Annotated in this window: 19 protein-coding genes; 5 read left to right on the top strand and 14 right to left on the bottom strand. The window is 52.4% G+C overall.

Annotated features, from left to right (window positions below):
- Positions 1-174: 174 nt before the first annotated feature.
- The 6 genes from A8O25_RS03235 to A8O25_RS03260 all read right to left on the bottom strand — a co-directional run bounded on the left by A8O25_RS03235 (position 175) and on the right by A8O25_RS03260 (position 7433).
- A complete protein-coding gene (locus tag A8O25_RS03235; protein WP_082893411.1) occupies positions 175-924 on the bottom strand; it encodes a hypothetical protein in 750 nt (249 codons plus the stop codon).
- 137 nt (positions 925-1061) lie between these two features.
- The gene (locus A8O25_RS03240; RefSeq protein ID WP_066830813.1) at positions 1062-1574 is read right to left on the bottom strand and encodes a DUF6702 family protein; all 513 of its coding nucleotides are present in this window, start codon (positions 1572-1574) and stop codon (positions 1062-1064) included.
- 96 nt (positions 1575-1670) lie between these two features.
- On the bottom strand, positions 1671-2984 hold the full coding sequence (gene rseP / locus A8O25_RS03245; protein WP_066830815.1) for an RIP metalloprotease RseP: 1314 nt from the start codon (positions 2982-2984) through the stop codon (positions 1671-1673).
- 91 nt (positions 2985-3075) lie between these two features.
- Complete coding sequence (locus A8O25_RS03250) at positions 3076-4230, bottom strand: 1-deoxy-D-xylulose-5-phosphate reductoisomerase (protein ID WP_066830817.1); 1155 nt, start codon at positions 4228-4230, stop codon at positions 3076-3078.
- Positions 4231-4540: 310 nt separating this feature from the next.
- Positions 4541-5824 (bottom strand): hemolysin family protein, encoded by a 1284-nt coding sequence (locus tag A8O25_RS03255; RefSeq protein WP_066830819.1) that lies wholly within the window; start codon positions 5822-5824, stop codon positions 4541-4543.
- A gap of 112 nt (positions 5825-5936) precedes the next feature.
- Positions 5937-7433, bottom strand: coding sequence for a GH3 auxin-responsive promoter family protein (locus A8O25_RS03260; protein WP_066830821.1), 1497 nt, complete (start codon positions 7431-7433; stop codon positions 5937-5939).
- A gap of 754 nt (positions 7434-8187) precedes the next feature.
- Between A8O25_RS03260 and A8O25_RS03265 the strand changes: the two genes are divergently transcribed.
- Complete coding sequence (locus A8O25_RS03265; protein WP_066831033.1) at positions 8188-8625, top strand: OsmC family protein; 438 nt, start codon at positions 8188-8190, stop codon at positions 8623-8625.
- Between the two features lie 57 nt (positions 8626-8682).
- Positions 8683-9177, top strand: a complete 495-nt coding sequence (locus A8O25_RS03270; protein WP_066830823.1) for a hypothetical protein — start codon at positions 8683-8685, stop codon at positions 9175-9177.
- 95 nt (positions 9178-9272) lie between these two features.
- On the opposite strand, the gene A8O25_RS03275 is transcribed toward A8O25_RS03270, so the two are convergent.
- From A8O25_RS03275 to A8O25_RS03295, 5 genes are all read right to left on the bottom strand, one after another.
- A complete protein-coding gene (locus A8O25_RS03275; protein ID WP_066830825.1) occupies positions 9273-9911 on the bottom strand; it encodes a peroxiredoxin in 639 nt (212 codons plus the stop codon).
- A gap of 1447 nt (positions 9912-11358) precedes the next feature.
- Entirely contained in the window at positions 11359-11808 is a 450-nt protein-coding gene (locus tag A8O25_RS03280; RefSeq protein WP_066830827.1) for an RrF2 family transcriptional regulator, read from the bottom strand.
- Between the two features lie 22 nt (positions 11809-11830).
- Positions 11831-13255 (bottom strand): chromosomal replication initiator protein DnaA, encoded by a 1425-nt coding sequence (gene dnaA, locus A8O25_RS03285; protein WP_066830829.1) that lies wholly within the window; start codon positions 13253-13255, stop codon positions 11831-11833.
- A gap of 96 nt (positions 13256-13351) precedes the next feature.
- The gene (locus A8O25_RS03290) at positions 13352-14287 is read right to left on the bottom strand and encodes a bifunctional metallophosphatase/5'-nucleotidase (protein ID WP_066830831.1); all 936 of its coding nucleotides are present in this window, start codon (positions 14285-14287) and stop codon (positions 13352-13354) included.
- 81 nt (positions 14288-14368) lie between these two features.
- Positions 14369-15142 carry a 5'-nucleotidase C-terminal domain-containing protein gene (locus A8O25_RS03295; RefSeq protein ID WP_066830833.1) on the bottom strand — a complete coding sequence of 258 codons (774 nt, stop codon included), beginning with the start codon at positions 15140-15142 and terminating at the stop codon, positions 14369-14371.
- A gap of 220 nt (positions 15143-15362) precedes the next feature.
- On the opposite strand from A8O25_RS03295, the gene A8O25_RS03300 reads away from it, so the two are divergent.
- The 3 genes from A8O25_RS03300 to ctlX all read left to right on the top strand — a co-directional run bounded on the left by A8O25_RS03300 (position 15363) and on the right by ctlX (position 17195).
- Positions 15363-15647 (top strand): hypothetical protein, encoded by a 285-nt coding sequence (locus A8O25_RS03300; RefSeq protein WP_066830835.1) that lies wholly within the window; start codon positions 15363-15365, stop codon positions 15645-15647.
- 121 nt (positions 15648-15768) lie between these two features.
- On the top strand, positions 15769-16035 hold the full coding sequence (locus A8O25_RS03305) for a hypothetical protein (RefSeq protein ID WP_066830837.1): 267 nt from the start codon (positions 15769-15771) through the stop codon (positions 16033-16035).
- A 209-nt stretch (positions 16036-16244) separates the two neighbouring features.
- The gene (gene ctlX / locus A8O25_RS03310; protein WP_066830839.1) at positions 16245-17195 is read left to right on the top strand and encodes a citrulline utilization hydrolase CtlX; all 951 of its coding nucleotides are present in this window, start codon (positions 16245-16247) and stop codon (positions 17193-17195) included.
- Between the two features lie 229 nt (positions 17196-17424).
- Here ctlX and A8O25_RS03315 read toward each other — a convergent pair whose 3' ends face one another.
- The 3 genes from A8O25_RS03315 to A8O25_RS03325 all read right to left on the bottom strand — a co-directional run bounded on the left by A8O25_RS03315 (position 17425) and on the right by A8O25_RS03325 (position 22000).
- Entirely contained in the window at positions 17425-17712 is a 288-nt protein-coding gene (locus A8O25_RS03315; protein WP_066830841.1) for a hypothetical protein, read from the bottom strand.
- 58 nt (positions 17713-17770) lie between these two features.
- A complete protein-coding gene (locus A8O25_RS03320) occupies positions 17771-20014 on the bottom strand; it encodes a glycoside hydrolase family 3 C-terminal domain-containing protein (protein ID WP_241498920.1) in 2244 nt (747 codons plus the stop codon).
- A 558-nt stretch (positions 20015-20572) separates the two neighbouring features.
- The gene (locus tag A8O25_RS03325; RefSeq protein ID WP_066830843.1) at positions 20573-22000 is read right to left on the bottom strand and encodes a RagB/SusD family nutrient uptake outer membrane protein; all 1428 of its coding nucleotides are present in this window, start codon (positions 21998-22000) and stop codon (positions 20573-20575) included.
- Between the last annotated feature and the right edge of the window lie 9 nt (positions 22001-22009).

Here is a 22009-nt window from a genome sequence, read left to right on the forward strand (position 1 = left end):
TAATCTACTCGTGCAGAGTTTCGCATTCCCGAGAATCACTTTTTCATTTCATTTGGCTAGAACAGACGGTTTTTCAAAGGCCTTCGTCATCCCCCTACCCCCTTCAAAGGGGGACGGAATGCGTGCCTCAATTCGACCTAAAGCCTAAAAACCACAGCCAGATTACCACTCCGTTTACTTCCGCAAATTCAGGCCGCCCACATTGATCACCACGCCAACGCTCAACACAGAGTTGCCGGCCGTCATAAAGTCCCGGTTCTTTAGCCCGAAGTTGCTGCCGCTGGTGTACTGCAGCTGCACGTGGGGGCTCAATACCATGCGGGTAAAGAAGATGGGCTCCAGAAAAATATTGTCTTCGGCCGGCTGGCTCACATTGTCCCGCACAAACCCCAGCATGTTCACATGGCTTACCCGCAGGGCGGTGCCGTAATTTAACGGGTACTTCTCACCAAAGAGCCGCAAATACCGTTTTTTCTTAGAGGAGTAATTGACCTGCAGAAAGAGCTTTTTAAAATTGGTCTCCTGCCGGTCATAGCTCACCACGCCCTCTGGGGATTCTTTCTTGTGGGTGCGGTCACTGCTGCCGTAGCCCAGGCCGGCATAAATTTCCAGCACGCGGTTGTTCTCAGGCCCAAAGGTGGTAAAATACCCGCCGCCGCCCTCCAGCAGCATGTGCCTGAAGTCTTCCTTTTTGCGGCTGTTGTTCATCATGGAACCGTTCAGCAGCACCCCAATGTGGTCAGAAACGGCGTACGCCGAATTAAAATTGGCATTGCCCCTGAAAGTGATGTGCGCCCCAGTGCTCAGCTCACCTTTGGCCGTGAGCATGGGCGTGTTGGGCACGTTGGGCATGTACAGGGAAGAGCAGCCGCTGGCAAAAAAAACCAGGGCCAGAGAACTCAGGAGGGAAAAGCGTTTCAACATGGGGGAATTGGTTTGTACTACAACAGTGGTCCTGCGGTTACCCAAAGTGCCAGGTGAGCCGGAGGCAATTCTGTTTTCGGGCTGTTTTCTGAAAAACAGGTCAAAAACGGCTGGGACGGGAAAAAGTTGGGTTGGGTTTAGAAAGTGATGTTCTGCTGGGTATCACCTGTCTTGAGCAGGGCAGAGCGTTTCTTGCCCGCCACTTCTACGTTCACAATGTTGGTCTGGTCAGTAAACAGCTCGGTTAGCAGCGCGTTCTGCACCCAGACCTGCCCCCCCGGGGCCTTGCCCGCCGGAATCTCCACATACAGCCACACCGCGTCTGCCTCTTCCTGCAGGCCTAAGAAACGGAGTGCGGGCCGCGCCCCCTTGGCATGGGCGATAGCCAGGTGCGCCTGCAGGTACTCAGCAATGAGTTTGTTCACCCGCTCAGATTTGTCTAACCGAACGGGGGTTTTCTGCCTTCTGGTCAGGGCCTCTTCCAGGTCATCTGCAAACACCCGCACTGACAGCTCAAAGGTGGCGTTTTTAGCGTTATAGCGGGCATCTGTGATGCTGGTGTGAAACTCATGCGCCCATGCCGGCCCCGTCAGAAAGAAAGCCACCAGCAGCGCCAAAATCGGCCGGAGGCCACGTCTCTTCTTTTTCATCGTTCTCTCCTTCTCCCCTATAAACAGCTAGAGACGCTTGGTTAGTGCGTCTCCAGGTGGTAAAATAAAAATCTTGAACAGGCACTACCGACCCGGCTAGTTGAACAGCAGCTTGAAGAAGTCATTGAAAATGGCAAAGCCCATCAGGCCCAGCAGCAGCACCATGCCCACTTTCTGGGCATTTTCCAGAAACTTGTCTGACGGTTTTCGGCCCGAGATCATCTCATAGGTCAGGAACATCACGTGCCCGCCGTCCAGGGCCGGAATGGGCAGAAAGTTCATGAAAGCCAGTACCATGGAAAGCATGGCCGTGATGGCCCAGAAATTAACCCAGGAGAAGTTGCCGCCAAAGATCTGCGCAATACCAATAGGCCCGCTCAACGCTTTAGAGGCAGACACCTCCCGTCTGAAAATCTTGGCAAACCCCTTGATGTTGGTGGTGATCACGCCAAATGCCTTCTCAGCGCCCACCGGTATAGATTGCAGCAACCCGTACTCCCGCGTAGCCCGCGGCAAAAGCAGCTCCGGCTGAAACCCAATCACCCCATCTTCATCAATGGTGGTGTTAAGGGTAAGCTGCTGCCCGTTGCGCTCAACCTGCATGGGAACCGTCTTGCCTTTCAGGTTCTGAAGCGCCAGCTGGAACTCATGGAAAAACTGCACCGGCTGTCCGTTCACCTTCACAATTCGGTCTCCGGCTTGCAGGCCGGCTTTGGCCGCGTTGCTTTTGGCTTTCACCGCCTCAACGGCAAACGGCTCCCTTGGCAGAATAAAACCTACCCTGTCGCCGTCGGCCAGTTTGTCCATCAGGTCTACCGGTACTTTAATTTGAACTTGCTGGCCGTTGCGCTCAACCGTGTAAGAGGCGTTCTGCCCCAGCAGCACGTCTGGGCTGTACACGTCATTGAACTCCACCAGCGGGTTGCCGTTAATGGCCACAATCTTGTCACCGTCCCGGAGGCCCATCTTCTGGCCAATCTCATTGGTCACTATGCCGTACTGCACGTCTTTGGCCAGCAGGTAGCTCTCACCGTACACGTAGGTTAAGGCGGCAAATATAAGGATACCCGTAATCACGTTGAAGATGATGCCGCCCATCATGACAATGAGGCGCTGCCAGGCCGGCTTGGCCCTGAACTCCCACGGCTGCGGCTCCTGTGAGAGCATGGCGGTGTCCAGTGACTCGTCTACCATGCCTGAGATTTTCACAAATCCGCCCAGCGGAATCATGCCAATCATGTACTCGGTCTCCCCTACCTGTTTGCTCACCAGCTTGGGCGGAAACCCGATGGCGTATTTCTCAACGCGCATGCCAAACCATTTGGCGGTGAGCATGTGCCCTAACTCATGTATTCCAACTAAGATGGTCAGCCCCAGAATTAACTGGCCGGCCATTACTAATGCATCCATTTACTACGGTTATAAGGTAGAAACCAAACACCCGGGGGTTTGTTTGGCTTTGCTGTCAATTTACTTGTAAGTCGTTGGCAGCGGCAGAAACTTACGCCTGCAAGTGCTCTAACGCCAAACGACGGGCTTCTTTGTCTGACTCCACGTAGTCATCTAACGAAGGGCTGGCAATATACGCAACTTTAGCGAGACAGTCAGAAATGAGGTCGCTCATCTCCAGAAAGCCCACCTCGTCGCGCAGGAACGCCGCCACCGCCACCTCATTGGCGGCATTGAGCACGCACGGCGCGTTGCCGCCTTTCTCCATGGCCGCAAACGCCAGCCCCAGATTCCGGAACGTCTCCAGGTCTGGCTGCTCAAACGTGAGCTGCGGGTAGTTCAGGAAGTTGAACCGGGGAAAATCTGCTTTCAGGCGGTTGGGGTAGTTGAGCGCATACTGAATGGGCAGCTTCATGTCAGGCAGGCCCATCTGCGCCTTTAAAGAACCGTCTTCAAACTGAACGAGCGAATGCACAATAGATTGCGGGTGCACCACCACTTCTATCTGGTCATTGCGCAGCCCAAACAGCCATTTGGCCTCAATCACCTCCAGCCCCTTGTTCATGAGGCTGGCCGAATCTATGGTAATCTTCGCGCCCATCTCCCAATTAGGGTGCTTGAGCGCCTGGGCTTTGGTCACGGTCTGTAGAAAGGCCCGATCTTTGCCCCGGAACGGCCCACCCGAAGCGGTCAGGATAATCTTCTCAATGGGATTGTGGAATTCGCCGGCCAGACACTGGAAAATGGCGCTGTGCTCAGAGTCAACGGGGTAAATGTTCACGCCTTTCTCCCGCGCCAGTTCTGTGATGAGCTGCCCTGCTACCACCAGCGTCTCTTTGTTCGCCAGGGCGATGGTTTTCTGGGCTTCAATGGCTTTGATAGTGGGTTGCAGCCCGGCGTAGCCCACCATGGCGGTGAGCACAATGTCTACGGTGTCCATCTGCACCACGCTGTTCACGGCGCTCATGCCCGCGTAAACTTTGATGGGGTGCGCCGCCAGTGCATCGCGCACCTGGTCATACAACTCTTCCTTGGTGATGACTACCACGTTGGGCTGAAAGGCCATGGCCTGCGCAATAAGTAAATCTGCGTTGCTGTGGGCAGTGAGCACTTCCACCTCAAATGCCTGCGGCTGCGCCTGAATCACCTCCAGCGCCTGGGTGCCAATAGAGCCCGTTGAGCCAAGAACGGCTACTCGTTTCTTCATGTACTCTGGTTAACGCCGTTTCTGGCCTGTTTTCGCGAAATTAGGGGAAAAACGGGAGTTTCTTTCTATTTTCTGATTTGCATGGGTGGTTCTGGTAGTGGCTTCATGACCTGCCACCAACACACTTTTCATTCTTCTAACTTGTCATTCTGGAAGAATCTAGGTGGCGAACGGTTATAGCATTGTAGTAAAGGGCACTGCTGTTCGCCCACAAGTTCCTTTCAGGATGACAAAATACGTAAGGGTGAAGCGTCCGATTATGCCTACGTTTCCACCCTAATTTCCTGAAAACAGGCCGAAAACGGAAAAGCTATTTCACCGGAATTTCCTTCAACAGCACTTTGTCCATCTTGCTGCCGTCCAGGTCTACAATCTCCAGCTCGAAGCCGTTATAGGTGAATTTCTCGCCGGTGGCGGGAATGCGGTTGAGGTAATAGATGATAAAACCGGCCAGGGTCTCAAACTCGGTGGGGTTTTTCTTGATGAGTTCGCGCTTGAGCTGTCTGTTCAGGTCTTTCACTTCCAGGCCGCCGCTCACCAGGTAAGAGCCGTCTTCACGTTTCACCAGCAGCGTTTCCTCCAGCTCATCAATGTCTGGGATGTTGCCCACAATGGCCTCCAGAATGTCATGCAGCGTGATAATGCCCTCTACCGCGCCAAACTCGTCTACCACAATGCCCAGGTACTGCTTTTTCTCCTTGAACAGCGTGAGCACCGCGCTGGCGTACATGGTCTCAGGCACGTAAATAGGCTCTTTCACAATGGCAGCCACGGGCAGGCGCTGGGTCAACAGGTTCTCGTAAAAGTCTTTGGCGGTGAGAATGCCCATGATTTTGTCTTGCAGGCCGTCATAAACCGGAAACTTGGAATGCGCGCTCGCCTTGATTTTGCGGTGTATTTCCTCCAGCGGTTCCTGCAGGTTCACCCACTCCACCTCGCGGCGGTGGGTTCTCAGGTTACGCGCCCGCTGCCCCGAATACTGGAAAATGTTCTGGTGCAAATCGGTTTCGTCTTTGGCCAATACGCCCTGTTTGCCCGCCGTCTTAATAATCTGCCGAAGTTCTTCCTCAGACATTTTCTCTTCCTCCGGCGCCTTCACGCGCAGCAACTTCATGACCAGGTTAGTGGACACCGACAGCAGTTTGACCAGCGGCAGCGTGCCCTTGGTAAACGCCTTGATGATGGGCGCCACAAACAACGCAATGCGCTCGCTGTTGCCCATGGCCAGGGTTTTGGGAATGAGTTCGCCAATCACAATGGAGAAATACGTAATCAGGCCCACCACAATGATAATGGAGAGCGTGTCTGCGTACGGGGCCAGAAACTCCACCTGCACCAGCACGCCCCGCATGTCATCAGAGAGGGCCGCGCCCCCGTACGCCCCCAGCACCACGCCAATCAAGGTAATGCCCACCTGCACCGCCGACAGGAAATCTTCGGGTTCGGCCAGCAGATCCAGCACGGTCTGGGCGCTTTTGCTGCCTTCCTGCGCCTTGCGCTTCATGCGGTCTTTGCGCACGGAAATGATGGAGATTTCTGACAGCGCGAAGAAGCCGTTTAACAAGGTGAGGACAACAAGAATGAGAATTTCCATGGGGAAGTAAGAGAACGCGAATCAGGTAAAAGAAAATCTTGGATTACTTTGGGCATAACGAGCAATTGGCGTTTTCAGCATGTTTTCAGAAAAACAGGCCAGAAACGGTCTATTACCGCGCCACCTCCAGCAGCCCCTCCGCCAGATGACGGTCATTGCTCAGCCGGGGCACCTTGTTTTGGCCGCCCAGCTTGCCCTGGCCCTTCATGTACCGCTGAAAAGCGTCTGGCGGCAGCGGCGTGATCTTCAGATTGTCCAGAATGTTCCCGGAGATAAGATCGTCATAGTAGCTGTTGCGGCGGCGCAGGTGCCAGTTCAGGGCTTTGGCGAACCGCTCCGGGTCGTGCGGCGGGGTATCAAAGGCAATGAGCCACTCATGGTAAGACGCACCGGCATTCTGGCTCACGTAGGGCGCCACGGTGAACTCGGTCACGGCCACTTCCTTGAACTCGGCCATGGCGTCTTGCAGGGCGCCCTCCACTTCTTCGGCAATGACGTGTTCGCCAAAGGCGGAAATAAAATGCTTGAGGCGGCCGCTCACCACCAATTTGTGCGGAAACAAAGACGTGAACTTGACCGTGTCGCCAATGGAGTAGCCCCAGAGACCGGCGTTGCTGTTGATGATGAGCGCATAGTTTACGCCGGTTTTCACCTCGGCCAGCGTGAGGCGGCGCGGGTTGGGCTGGTGGTATTCCTCGGCGGGAATGAATTCGTAGAAGATGCCGCTGTCGGCCATGAGGAGCAAACCAGGGTCTTCTTGCTGGTTCTGGTAGGCGAAAAAGCCTTCTGAGGCCGGAAATGTCTCAATAGAATCAATTTTCCGCCCAATGCTCTCCAGCAGCTTCGCCCGGTAGGGCGCAAAGTTCACGCCGCCGTACACAAACAGGTTGAAGTCTGGGAACACGTCTTTGATGTGCTGCCCGGTACGGGCCATGATTTTGTCAAAGTACATCTGCACCCACGGCGGTATACCTGAGATCAAGGTCATCTGCTGGCCCAGCGTCTCGTCAATAATCGCGTCCAGCTTGGTTTCCCAGTCTTCCAGGCAGTTGGTCTGGTAGCTGGGCATCTGGTTGGTGCGCAGGTACCCCGGCACGTGGTGGTTCACAATGCCCGACAACCGGCCGGTATTAATGCCCGCCACCTGTTCCAGCACCGGGCTTCCGCTCAAAAAAATGAGTTTGCCGTCCAGAAACTGCGCCTTGCCCGTCTCGTGAATGTAGTTCAGGAGCGCGTTGCGGGCGCTGTTGATGTGGTTGGGGATAGAGTCTTTGGTGATGGGAATGTATTTGGTGCCCGAGGTGGTGCCTGACGTTTTGGCGAAATACAGCGGAAGCCCCGGCCACAGCACGTCTTTCTCGCCCTTTTTCAGGCGGTCAAAATACGGCCGCAGCCCTTCATAGTCCCGCACCGGCACCGCCTGCACAAAATCCTTATGGCTCTGAATGTCTTTGAAGTAATGGTCTTTGCCAAAGGCCGTGTTGGCCGCCTTCTTCATGATCTGGTGAAAAATCTGTTGCTGAGCCTGGGCCGGACGCTCCATCCAGCCTTTCTGCCGGGCATGCACCCACGCGGCAAACGGTTTACTCAACAATGACTTTACTCCCATAGACGCAAAAAAATCAAGTTCTTAAAATACAAATTCCTGACCTTAGAAACACAGCCAAGTGGGTAAAGATACTAATCTTCTCCTAAAGTAGATGACGCCGCACTCTCGCTGTTTTCGGCCTGTTTTGTCGAAAACAGGCCGAAAACATAACTGGCTTTCTTGAAACTTCTGCACCAATTTCCGCCTGGGCGGCAATAACCAAACCTCTTAAATTTCAGTACAGCTTACAGGAACTCAGGGGTTGGGAATTCAACCTACCGGGCAACTGCGGCGTTTTGGTAGGCATGGGTACTCACTTTCAGCGTATGAGAAAAGGTAAATGTTCTTGAACCGCTCTTCCGGATTTAAAATCTGGAAGGAAATAACCGGAGATTTGTAATCCCCGTCTCTGCGCCATCCATCAGAAAAGCCGCGGATTGCAAATCCGCAGTTACCCAGGTTCGGGATTACAAATCCCGAACAGGAGGGGCAGCAGAGCAGTGTGGGAATAAAAGAGAGAATTCAGCAATGTCATTCTAATCGTTCCATGGTCTTTGCTGCACGCATTGCGTCCCCCTTTGAAGGGGGTAGGGGGATGACGAAGGCCGTTGAAGAACCGTCTGATTTGTATAAAATGAAAAAGAGGAAATGAATCTCGGGAATGCGAGACTCTGCACGAGTATTCATCCCGGGCCTTCAAAGGGGGACAGAATGCGTGGAAATTCAGGAGTTCTCGTTATCTTTCATCAAAACCAACCTAACAAATTTTAAAACTATGGCAAATAACACAGGTACGGCGGTCTGGGAAGGCGGCCTCAAAGACGGCAAAGGCTCTCTCTCCACCCAAAGCGGCACCCTGGACGCGCGTTTCTCGTTCGGGTCACGGTTTGAGGAAGGCGCCAGCGGCACCAACCCCGAGGAACTCATTGGCGCGGCCCACGCCGGCTGCTTCTCCATGTTCCTGAGCGCGTTGCTGGAAGGCGCGGGCACGCCCGCCACTTCGGTGAAAACCGTGGCCAAAATCACGTTGGGCAAAGATGATACCGGCCCGTTCATCTCCAAGATCGCGCTGACGTGCGAGGCTGACGTGTCCGGCATCTCCAACGATGATTTCCAGCAACAGGCCCAGAAAGCCAAAGAGGGCTGCCCAATTTCCAGAGCGTTGGCCTCAGTGCCCGAGATCACGCTGCAGGCAACCCTGAAAGGTGCCTGATCTTCGGCCTGAGGCCGATATCAAAATTTCATTATCTTTGCCCAATAGATTGAATGCATGAAATCATTGGCTAGAGTTGGGTTGCGCCCGTCGCGTGACCATAAAATCTCCTTCGGGGTGCAGTTGGCGCTGGTGCTGCTGTGGTTGGCGTACGGTACGTTTTTGATTATGACGGAGCCCGGCTCCTCTACCAACGACCGTCACTTTATCCACTACATCTTTCTGGTGCTGGCCTTTTGTTACCTGCTGTTCATTCTGGCGCAGAACACGTCTCTGTTTGGGCAACAGTCTTACATTGAGATCACGCCCGCTTACGTGGTGGAGAAACGGGGCCATTTTAAGAGCAAAGTGGCTATTCCGCTGCAAGATGTCACAGACATCTCCCTGAACAACACCCAGGCCCGCTTTGCCATGCGTGACGGCTCCCGCTGCCACGTTAACCTCAAACTGGTGAGCACCCGCAAAGGGCAGCGCGTTGTGCGGGAGAAGCTGCTGGTGGTGGCTGAGCGCCATGCCATTCCGGTAACCGACAGCTCTACGGCCAGAAGATAGATTCCTGTTTTGGGGGTATTTTCCTGAAAACAGGCCAAAAACAGAAAGGCCCTTCTTGGCAGAAGGGCCTTTCTGTTTTTACCAAAATTGGCAGCTTAGTCCAGGTTTGGCTGGGGCGTCATGCGCAGGTAGGGCTTGATCACCACGTGGCCTTTCGGGAATTTAGATTCTACTTCTTCCTGTTTCACAGACGGCAGAATCACGCAGTCCTGGCCGTTTTCCCAGTTAGCCGGGGTGGCCACACTGTGGTTGGCAGTCAGTTGCAAGGAATCAATCACGCGCAGAATCTCAGCGAAGTTACGGCCGGTAGAGGCTGGGTACGTGAAGATGAGTTTCACTTTTTTGTCTGGCCCAATAATGAACACGCTGCGCACGGTGAAGGTGTCACTGGCGTTGGGGTGAATCATGTCATACAGGTCAGAGACTTTGCGCTCCGGGTCTGCAATGATGGGGAAGTTCACGGTGGTGTTCTGGGTTTCGTTGATGTCCTGAATCCAGCCGTGGTGCGAGTCAATGGGGTCAACGCTCAAGGCGGCTACTTTCACGCCTCTGCGGTCAAACTCGTCTTTGATTTTAGAAACGGCGCCCAGCTCAGTGGTACAAACCGGGGTATAGTCGCGCGGGTGCGAGAACAGGACCGCCCAGCCATCGCCAATCCACTCATGGAAATGGATAGTGCCTTGTGAGGTTTCTGCGGTGAAATCTGGGGCAATGTCGCCTAATCTTAAAGCCATCGTTTTGTTCTTTATGCGGTGAATGGTTAACTGTCTTTTGTCTGCCCTCTGCCTGGCTCCATATACTTATAGCCAGCAACAGAGTTTTAGAATCTCTATAGAAGAAGTAGACAAAGAAAGACACCAATTATTGTAATTCCAACTGAAAGCTGAAATATTTGACGAGATGGCAAGAAAAGAATGGATTTTTAGTGAAGGTGACAGATGGTCCGGGAAAGGCTGTTTTGATGTTGATTTGAGGAAAGTAGGCTGGGAACGTAACTGGCGCAGACGCTCGCAGGTGCTGCGCACGCTACGAGGTCTTTTGAGAATTGCTGCTGGTTAATTGGTGATTGTTATTAGAGAGCGCTGGCGCGAGCTTGTAGCTCGTAACCACTTGTGCTGAGTCTCCAGATTCACAGAGGACCGTTCAGCCATGCGTGGAACCTACCCCTCCGGGGAGGGGAATACCGGGAATGCGTGAGAGGCAAGGCGGTGCCTGGTCTCTACGAGTGGGGAAAACAGCCATGCGTGCGGGCGTATGCCATACACCCCTACATATGCAATGCGTGGACCTGCAGGTGTAAACATCCCCCTTCGCCCCCTTCAAAGGGGGAGTATCAGATAAAATAGTTTGAGGCTTTGCCTCAGGGAAGTTAGAAACTTCCCAACATGGATTGGTCCAAGCTGCAAGCTTGAACCAGCATCAGAATTGCGTGAGTAATGTAGAATTGCATGAGAAAAGGGGAATAGCGTGGGGAACTTGAAGTAGAGGAAGCAAACCAAACTGAGTGACTGGCCTGTTTTCCGGAAAGTAGGCCAGAAACGGAGCTGCCCGAAACGCAGCTACCCTTAAAACTCATTCCCAAACGTTGATGTGCGCAGCACGGGCCCGGCTCAGGCTAGCGGATCAGCAGCGGTGACGTGCAGAGGCAGACAAACAAGTAAAGGCTGATCAGGAGAGGAACCAAAACCAGTCCTGGGGGTGAGCGCCTCTGTTAATACGGTGCCGCACCTGCGGCAAGGCCGGAGGGCCTAGTTTTAACAGCAGTGCTCACCGCCAGGACGGGGCCCCGCGGCCGTGAGCGCTTACCGGAAATGATGAAACAACTCAGTGAGTGAGGCACTGTCAACAGCGCTCCAGCCCAGGGAAACAGCAGACTACGCATTGCATCAGCAGCAGCTAGCCAAGGAAACAGCGGTTAACCATTCCAGCATCTGCAGCAGCGGCAAAAATGAAACATTTGCTCCATGGAGGCACTGCATCCAACTGCCCAGCAAAGGGAACAGCAGACTACGCATTCCAACCCTACCTCAGTCACCGTCGCCAAAGCCAACGGAAAAACAACCGAAGCATTCCCTTAAAGCACTTGCGTCAGATTCTTCAACAAGCTAAGAAAAACTTGACAGGAATTGTATAAAAGCGTTTTCGGCCTGTTTTTTCATCAAACAGCGAAAACAGAAACTATCAAATTTGGTTGGCTTCTTCCTCTATCATCAACGCCGTGACTTTAGAGAAATCTGCCAGATACGTGGTATCCAGAATTTCACAGGTGGCATCGCGCACGCGCTTCATGAGCAGCCTGATCTCACAGGTAGCCTCGTCTATGCATTCATCACACTTCTTATAATAAAGGTGACTCACGCAGTGCACCGGCGCCAGCGGCCCGTCAATCATCCGGATCACGTTGCCTACTGAGATCTGCGCCGGGTCTTTCACCAGCGTGTAGCCGCCGTTCTTGCCGCGGGTACTCTGCACCACCTGCTGCACCTTCAGGTCTACCAGAATGGCCTCCAGAAACTTACGCGGAATGCGCTCAGCGGCGGCAATCTCAGAGATGAGCACCAGACCGCGGTCATGCTGCTTCGCCAAATAAAGAAGTGCTTTGAGGGCGTACTTGGCCTTTTTTGAAATCATAGGGTTTAGAGAAAACGCGTTGTTAAACCGCCTTCACCTTGAACTTCTTCTGCAGCTCCTGAATAGAAGCCTTGAATTTCTTGTCGGTATCAATCAGGTCAGAGACGGTCTGCACCGAGTGGATTACCGTAGAGTGGTCGCGGCCGCCAAAATGGTACCCAATGGACTTGAGCGAGTGGCTGGTGTATTCCTTCGCGAAGTACATAGCCACCTGGCGCGCCGTCACAATCTCTTTCTTACGGGTCTTGGCTTTGAGCGAATCCAGGCTTACCTGAAAGTACTCAGCCACGGTTTTCTGGATAAAATCCAGGTTTACCTCAGTCTCTACATCTTCAATGATGTGTTTGAGTGCGGCTTTGGCCAGTTCCAGGTCAATCTCTTTGCGGTTCAAGGAGGACTGCGCTATCAACGAAATCAACACCCCTTCCAGTTCCCGCACGTTGGTATCTACGCTGTAAGCCAGGTATTCAATCACGTTGTCCGGAATATGGATCCCGTCGCTCTGCATCTTTTTCTGGATGATGGCCATGCGGGTTTCAAAGTCCGGGCTCTGCAAATCGGCCGTGAGGCCCCACTTGAAGCGGGACAACAGACGCTCCTCCAAGCCTTTCAGGTCACGGGGCGGACAGTCTGAGGTCATCACAATCTGCTTACCGCTCTGGTGCAGGTGGTTGAAGATATGGAAGAACATTTCCTGCGTCTTCTCTTTGCCGCTCAGGAACTGCACGTCATCAATGATGAGAATATCAACCAGCAGGTAGAAATTGGCGAAGTCCTGTACGCTGTTGGTCTTCAAAGATTCAATGAACTGGTTCACGAACTTCTCAGAAGACACGTACAGCACAAACTTGTCTGGATTGTTGCTCTTGATGTGGTTGCCAATGGCCTGCACCAGGTGCGTTTTGCCTAAGCCCACGCCACCGTACACCATTAACGGGTTGAAAGACGTGGTGCCCGGCTTATTCGCCACGGCGTAACCCGCAGAACGCGCCAGACGATTGCAGTCACCTTCAATATAGTTCTCAAAGGTATAGCTCTGGTTCAGCTGCGAGTTGAAGAAGTGCCGGTCAATGGCTTTTGACTCAAACGGGTTCTTCAGGAATGAGCGCTCCGGGCTGTATGAATTGGCGACGGCCGCCGGTACTTTCTTGGTGGGGATGTTAACGGTCTGGGGTTTGCTGTGGTCGTTGCCCTGGTCTACAATGATGGAGTATTCCAGGCGGCCTTCGCTGCCCAGTTCCTGAAACACGACTTTTTTCAGCAGGCCCACATAGTGTTCCTCCAGCCACTCATAGAAGAACTGGCTGGGCACTTGAATTGTCAATACGTTGCCGGCCAAAGACAAGGGCGTAATGGGCTCGAACCACGTCTTGTAGCTCTGCTCGCCAATATTGTCTTTGATAACCTGTAAACAGTTATGCCAGACGGTTGTACAGTCTTTTACCATTAACATCGCTTCTTCCAATCCCGCTTTAATTTGAGTGTCGATTTTTTCAGGGGGTTACAAAAATGGAAAAAAAGTCTTGAGAAAAAAACTTGAACTTCACGAAATTCTGACACTGTCATTCAATGGCAGAACAGAGGCCGTGGTGGCCGTTTTTGTTTTGCTTTTTCTGTCAAAGGTAAAGTCAATGCGGCCCAGGTTGATGCCTGACCAACCCACTTGGTTCACCAGCGTCACGTGCCCGCTGGAATGGGCAATCTTCACGGGCTCATCAAGGAAGGTATGGGTGTGGCCGCCAATGATCAGGTCAATGCCGCTCACCTGCTTGGCCAGCTTGCGGTCATCTATCTTGTCATACTCATAGCTATATCCCAGGTGGGACAGGCAGATCACCAGGTCCACCTTTTCGTCCTGCTTAAGCGTCCTCACCATTTTTTCGGCGGTAGCCACAGGGTCTAAGTACCTGGTGCCGCCAATGTTGTTATCGGCCACCAGCCCCTGCAACTGGATTCCCAACCCGAACACGCCTACGCGCACCCCGTCTTTCACAAATACCTTGTACGGCTGAAATCTGCCTTTCAGAATAGTATTGGAGAAGTCATAGTTGGCTACAATAAACGGGAAGCCCGCGTGCGGAAGCTGCTTCTGCAGCCCTTCCAGCCCATTGTCAAAGTCATGGTTGCCCAGCGTGGCGGCATCATAGCCCATCTGGGTCATGAGCTTGTACTCCAGCTCGCCCCCAAAAAAGTTGAAATACGGCGTGCCCTGCCAGATATCACCGGCGTCTAGCAGCAGTACGTTGGGTTCCTGCGCCCTGATCTGCTTCACCAGCGTGGCACGCCTGGCCATACCGCCCAACCCGCCGTGCTTGCGGCCGTCATTGGGGAACGGCTCAATGCGGGAGTGCATGTCATTGGTGTGCAGAATGGTCAGTTTGATGGAGGACCTGGCCGCACTGGCCAAACCTGGCAAGCCCAGCACCGCCAGCCCAGCCGTTCCGGCTATGGTATTCTTTATAAACTCTCTGCGTTTCATGGTTTTGGTATCATGTATCGCGTATCAATATCAAGACAAGAGCCTATTGGAGTCTTGCTACTTGATACCTGCTACCTGATACTAATTTAAAACTTTCACCCGTCCGTCTTTCTCAGCCACCACGGGTTTGCCCTGGGCGGTGCGTTGTTTGATTTCCTTCATAATGGCGTCACGGGCCAGCAGGCCGGTCTGCTCCCGTTTCAAAGCATCCTTCAGAAAAGACATGTTGTCTCCGCCGTTGGCGAGGTAATCTGAGATGGCCAGGGTGTAGGTCTTGTTTTGGTCAAAGGGCTTCCCGCCAATGAAGATGCTCTTCACCTGCCCGTTGCGCACAGTGTAAGAGGCGTTGGCAAGGACCAGGATTCTGGTGCGGGCGGCAAAGTCAAACATTTCTTTCACGGTCTGCCCTGATAGGGTGAGCACCAGCATCTCGTTCTCAAACGGCATGAGCTCAAAGACATCGCCCACCGTGATAGGCCCTTGGTCAATAGGGTTGCGCAAGCCGCCGTTGGTCATGCCGCCCAGGTCAATGGGCTTGCCATACACCGCCATGGTCTGGGTACGGCTCAGGTCAGACACAAAATTACCAAGCGCTGACTCATACACCCCCTTCTCCAGCGCCACCGGCGCCTGGCCAATCACCTCGTTCATGGTCTGGTTCACGCGGGTCTGGTACGGGGCAATGGTCTTTTCAGCGGTGGGGTCTGGGGCAATCTGGGTATTCACCGGAAGGTTGGTGGGCCGGGTGAGCTGGGCCGTGGGGGTGAGCCCGCGCTGGCAAGCCCCCAGGGTCATCAAAAGTGCTACCGCTAAGACTGCCCACCGGCGGGTATTGAAAGGGAGAATAGAAGTCATGAAAAAAAACGGTTTCTCAAAGGTACGCCCCTGCCCGTTAAAAACCCAAAGCCGGGGCTATGCTGTTTTTGAGCTGTTTTTCTGAAAACAGCTCAAAAACAGTGCCTGTCTTTTCTTTAAAGAATAAGATAAAAGCTTGACAATTAATTACTTTTTCTATAAACTTGTCTCCATCAGGTAGCTGGCCCGCCACCTGGTAGTCACCCTTTCAGCACCCGCTATGCTACAGATTCTTTGGCATATCTTCCGTCAGCTGTGGTTTGGGGTACCGGGGTTTGCCCGGTGCCTGTCCTGGGTGCGGGCCACCCGCCCGGCGCCGCGCCACTGGCGCGCACGGGCAAGACACGTGTGGCACCGTCTGCTGCACCGGTTTACCCTTTCCAGTTCTCTGTCCATTCTTTTTCGCCTGCAGGTTACAGCGTGGGCGGCCAGCGGAACCTCCCTCTCCTCTCCCCGTGCCGTGCTGCCTTCCCTGTACCTGCTCTTCCGGCGAATCCTGACGTAGCCACTGTAACCTTGCCCTTTTCCCCCGCCCTCCGTTAATCTGTTTCCCTTCTGGGGATAAGGATTCTCTTCTATTCCCATTCCTTCCAACCTGAGCAACCATTGTAACCGTTCTTTACATTATGAGCACTTCTTACCTGCAGTACAGCAAGTTCATTCTCCTGAAAGTTAGTTTTGATGTAAAGTTGTTTGAGAAGGAGCTGCGCAAATGCCTGAGGCTACTGTTAACCCAGGAGATACGGGAGTTGAAGCGCTGGTGCCGCGCCACCTTCCCCAAGAATTTCAGACGTATGATGACCCGCTGCTTTCGGCTTTTCAGAAGAAACAAGGCAGCCAAGCCCCAGTCAGCGGCCCTTGCGGCGCCGGCCGCCTCAGAGCCTGGCCGGTAGCATAGCACCCTTTGGGGAACATTTCTAATAAAAGCAGAAGCGTTTTTAGCCTGTTTTTCTGAAAACAGGTCAGAAACGCTTTCCTGTTGCAGGCCTCAGGGGTTCCGGAATTTGCCACCCCTGCACTTTCTGGCAGATCCTGCTGCCTCTTCTTAGCGACTGCCTGTTGAATTCTGTATCTTGCGGCGCCACCAAACCGGCCACCTTGTATGGAACTTCCGCAACTTCCCGCCCACCCCACTTATCCGTTAGCCCAACAGGTCCTGCTGGTGCGCCCCGCCCACTTTGGGTCTAACCCAGAGACGGCCGCCACCAACGCCTTTCAACAGGAGGTTCCGGCGGGCACTGAGGCCAAGGTGCAGCAGAAGGCACTGGACGAGTTCAACCAGTTCCTGCTCAAGCTGTGGGCCGCCCGCATTGACGCCGTGGTGCTGGATGATCTAGAGACACCCGCCACCCCAGACGCCGTGTTCCCCAACAACTGGATCTCGTTCCACACAGGCGGGAAAGTAGTGCTTTACCCCCTCTTCTCCCCCACCCGAAGGCTGGAGCGCCACCCTGACCTGCTGGCCCAGCTGCAGGAAGCACACGGCCTGGCATTCAAGGAAGTCATAGACCTTACCTCTTTTGAGGCCGAAGGCAAATTTCTGGAAGGGACCGGCAGCCTGGTCTTAGACCGCAAGCACCGCATTGCCTACGCCTGCCTCTCTGCCCGTACCCACCTGGAACCCCTCAACGCTTTCTGTGAAGCTCTGGATTACCGCCCTGTTCCATTCCATGCGTTTGACAGCACCGGCCTGCCCATCTACCACACCAATGTCATCCTGACCATAGGCGTAGACTTCGCGCTGGTGTGCCTGGAGGCAATCCCTGACGAGGAGGAGCAGGGCCAGTTGCTGGAAGCCTTGGTAGACACTGGCAAGGAAATCATTGATTTAAGCCTGGCGCAGGTGAAGAAAATGGCGGGCAACATGCTGCAGGTGCGCAACAAAGCGGGTGAACCGGTGTTGGTTATGTCTGAGAAGGCCTACAAAGCCCTGCGCAAAGACCAGTTTGAGGAACTGAACAGCCGCACCAAAATGGTACGGGCCGATTTAAGGACGATTGAACTACACGGCGGCGGAAGCGCCCGTTGCATGCTGGCGGAGATTTTCAGGTAAGCGGGTTGTTCTTCGCTGATTATGATTTAATTAATGCTAGCTCCCACCTATAATGGTTGAAGTTCTGTTTTTGGCCTACTTTCAGGAAAACAGGTCAAAAACAGAGAAAATCCTTATTGGTGCAGAGCCCTACGCCCTGATCAGGCACACATAGAATAGCTTCTGGTTAAAGGTTGATTCACCATTCTGCTGGGAACCTAAACGACTTAGATTCATGGGCGGGGAGTCTTCAGATTTCCCCTGTTACTTCCGAAGCAAATACAAGCCTTGCTATCATTTCTGCTTCACAGCCATTTTCACCAAACCAATCTGCACTGCTTGAGCCATTCATTGGCCTTTTTTTAAGTCCTGCAGCTTGGGCATCTAGCTGGTGCAGGGTGCTGTTCAACTTGGCCCAACAAAGAAAGTAGAACTGCAGGCAGCTTCCTCCCCAAAAAAAGCAGTCAATTTCTTTTATTACACCGGGCAAGCAACCCTCATTTCTTGGCAACATGATGACCTCACGCGAGAGATTCACCTCTGTTGTGGCATGCCCATGGGAGACTTTTCAAGAGAAAAAAGACCGCACAGCTGAATCAATTCTTACTGAATTCTTTAATGCGTACGTGAGGGCTCAGTACTTTATTTACTTTCTGGACAATAATACTTTTAGGCAGCGTGAAGGAGGCGGTTTGTTTAATGTTCTGGGACGAGGCTCCTACCTTGACCTGGTAAAGTCCTGCGTCAGCTACCCAGGCAGAGGTATTTACATCAAAAGAGGCCAACGCGTGGGCATCTAAGGTAAACATCAAGGATTGGGTTTCCCCCGGCTGTAGCAGCCTGGTTTTAGCAAAGCCTTTTAATTCTTTCAGCGGCTTCTCCATGGTCTTGGCAGGAGCACTTATATATACTTGCACTACCTCTCTCCCCGCCACGTTACCAGTGTTTGTCACCTCTAAGGTAACAGTAACTTTATCTTTAAAAGTACCAGAGCCAAGTTTCAAGTTCTTGTAACCAAAGGTTGTATATGACAGACCATACCCGAACTCATAAGCAGGATCAACCTTGAAAGAATCAAAGTACCTATACCCCACATAGACACCTTCTTCATACACCACCTGCTTAGGCTCACCCGCAGGGGTACCCGGAAAATTCTTAGAGGAAGGGCTATCTTGGTAATCTTTTGGGAAGGTGGTGGCCAATTTACCAGATGGATTGACTTTTCCGGAGATTAAATCTGCAAGTGCATTTCCTCCCTCCTGCCCTGGCTGCCACGCCAACAGGATAGCGTCTGCCATGCCGCGCCAGCTCGCTACTTCTATCACGCCTCCTATGTTCAAAATCACTACCACCTTCTTTCCCTGCGCATGAAACGAGTCAGACACGGTTTTCAACAAGCTTCTCTCCTCTGCAGTTAGATAATAATCGTTGGCCAGCTTTCGGTCACCGCCTTCCCCAAAAACCCGCATGATGGTAATTACGGCCAGATCTGCCTCTTTGGCTTTTAGGTGAATCAGGGATTCATCAATGGCCATTTCACCTAAGATGCTATCCAACTTAGGTAAAGCCGTAATGAGGCTGTCAGCTTTCAGATTTTGGGGCCTTCCTCTGGTCAGGTATGCTTGATACCGCTCTTTCAGCCCTTTGTCTAACTGGTAGCCAGCATTCTCCAAACCCTGCACCAGTGAAACACCATATTTGTTATTGACCATGCCACTGCCCGTGCCACCTACTATCAACTTGTAAGAGTAATTTCCAAACGCCGCTATTTTTTTGTCAGTCTCTGACAAAGGAAGGGCTTTGCTATCATTCTTCAGCAGCACCATTGACTGGGCGGCTGCCTCCCGTGCTAACCGGGCATTTGCAACAAGGTTGGGTTTTTCTGAATATGGGTAATTCTTAAAGGTAGGAGTCTTAAGGGCTACCTGTAGAATTCTGCTGATGTTCTGGTCAACCAAACTAACCTCCAAGCTCCTGTGCCTGACAGCACTGTCAATCTTGTTGGACCATACTGCCAACCCCGGCATGAGCAAATCATTGCCTGCTTTCATTTGCTTTACCGCATCTTCGCCCCCGTACCAGTCACTTAACACAAAGCCATCAAAGCCCCACTCCTCCCGCAGTATTGTCTCCAGCAGTTCTTTACTCTCTGAAGTGTACACCCCGTTTATCTTGTTATAAGAGGACATTACGGTCCAAGGCTTTGCCTCGCGCACCGCTATCTCAAAGCCTTTCAGGTAGATCTCCCGCAAAGCACGCTCACTTACAACGGTATTGATAAAGCGCCTGCTGGTTTCCTGGTTGTTGGCCGCGAAGTGTTTAAGACAGGCGCCTACTCCCTGTGACTGTATTCCCTGCACGGCGGCAGCGGCCATTTTGCCTGAAACCAGCGGGTCTTCAGAATAATATTCAAAACTCCGTCCGCCCAGCGGGTCACGGTGAAGGTTCAAGGCCGGGCCGAGCAGAATATCTACACCATACTCCAGCGCCTCATGCCCCATTCCCCGGCCTACCTGTTCGGCAAGCTGTACATCCCAGCTGGAAGCCACCAGGGTAGCAACAGGAAAAGCGGTGCAGTAGTAGGTATTGGGATCATTCTCTCTCCGGGGTGCAATACGCAACCCCGCCGGGCCATCTGAAAGATAAATGGCCGGTATCCCTAACCGGACAAACGGATACGTATAGCCACCTACTGCGGTAATGTTCTTTTGCTTTCGGCCCAGGGTGGCCACCGGCACCACCTCCCGCCGCTTTGCGCCTGTCACCATCAGTGATTTCTCTTCAAGGGTCATGGCCTTGAGCACCTCCGCTATAGGGTCGCGCCCAAGTTGTGGAGGCAAGGGAGAGGCTGGTGCACCTCCAGCTGGCACTGACGCTGACTGAGCCTGTACCAGACCGAAAACCATAAATTGAAGCGCTAGGCAAGATAGAATATAGGATCTTCTGATTTTCATCTGATAGTATGCCAATAGTAATTTGAGTTGGAGAATATGCCGCACATGAATGCTTGGCCCCATGCACTTCACTAACTAGCCAGCAAAGTACCGGCTACCGGCCATTTGCCTGGCTAGCTACTTTTGATTGCAATTGTATGTGGTAAAGCCTTCCTTCTAAACCACCACTGACAGAGGAAAAACCAGAATTCTTCAGATCCTGTTTCTGCTGTGTGCAAGCAAACGACGCAGAAACAGGATCTGATTTAGGGCTCACGGCACTTAAAAGTTCCCAATTATGAGCATATTTAAAACTTGTCTTTGTACTGTAATGGCCGTATCCAGAACCAACCATCCCGCTTTTATCACTCTGCAGCGCTGCTATGAGGCTCAATAACTGCCATAGAAAACGCTAGGGCTGATACGTTTCACTACAATTTCAACTTTTCAGAATGCTCTTAGCCTCTAGTAGCCGGGGTTTTGGATTAGCTTAGGATTGATCTCTATCTCCCTTCTGGGAATTGGCAGAATCAACTCATGGTCAGCCACTGAAAAGTTCAAGCCTTTGGCCTGATAGAAGGCATTGATCACTTCCCTGGCTTTTCCAGTTCGCACCAGATCAAACCACCGGTGTGCTTCATACGCCAACTCCACCCTTCTTTCATGCTGAATGGCAGCTCTGGCTTCTTCCTGTGTAAGATCTTCTAAACCGTCAAGGCTAGCGCGCGCACGAACCCTGTTCAGGTACAGAAGTGCATCATCTGTTTGGCCTTGTTCATTCAACGCCTCAGCGTACATTAATAAAACATCAGCGTAGCGTAACACCGTAAAATTAATGCTGCCATCTCTGGGGTTCACGGCGGTGAAATCAACAAATTTGAGACCATGCCGGCTATAGAATCTTTCGCCCGTAAGATTTGATGTAATGTATTCGCCTACAGAGACTTCCTTTCTAAGGTCACCATCTTCATATGCTTCTACTAAGCTAAGGGTAGGGGTTATTCTGCCAGAGCCCTGCTGTCCGTTGGCTAGCAGACCTGTAGTGGCAGGGGTAAACTGGATAGAATAGCTATTACCCAGGTTGGCGCCAGATATAAATTTCAGCTCGAAGATAGATTCTGCCAAATTCTCATTTCCGTTGGTAAACAGGCTGGTATAATTTGTAACCAAAGAATACTGGTTTGACTCTATTACCTCCCAAAGTTTTGTTTCGGCTAGTTGAAACTGCCTTTGGGTCAGGTACACTTTTCCTAACAGTGTTTTTACGGTTCCTCTGGATGCATATCCTTTATTAGGATTAAGGGTAGCGGGCAATAGCGTTTCTGCCGCGGTCAGGTCTTCTATGATTTTCGCATACACCGCCTCTTTGGGCTTCAAACTTAAATCTGCAGACGCCACCTGGTCCGGGCTTCTAAATTCAGCATCGGTTATGGGTACGTTCCCAAAGGTTTGCACCAGGATGAAATAACTATACGCCCGCATGAATTTCGCCTCACCCATTAGCCGGTCTTTTACTTGGGCGTCAATGTCTGCCTCAGGCAGCCTGTTTATGATGATGTTGCAGCGGGCTACCGTGTACAGAGAAGTACTCCAGATGGATTGCAAAATGGTGTTGGCAGGGGTCACATTCAGTTCATCAAACTCAACCTCTGTAATGGAAGAAGAGGAGATGGAAATCTCTGCGTTGTCTGACATCAACTCTGCTACATAGAAGAGATTAGTGTTGTACATTTCCTTAAAGGTACCGTACACCCCAATCATAGCTTTCTCAAAGTCATTCTTGGTTTTATAAAAGTTCTGTTCATTGATCTGAGACTCCGGCTGCAACTCCAAAAAGCTGTCACAGGCAGTAGCCATGCCCAAAAACAGGCAAATACATATTATCTTTTTCATGGCTCTTAA

Origin of the sequence: Rufibacter ruber (genome assembly GCF_001647275.1) — a bacterium.
Taxonomy (GTDB): domain Bacteria; phylum Bacteroidota; class Bacteroidia; order Cytophagales; family Hymenobacteraceae; genus Nibribacter; species Nibribacter ruber_C.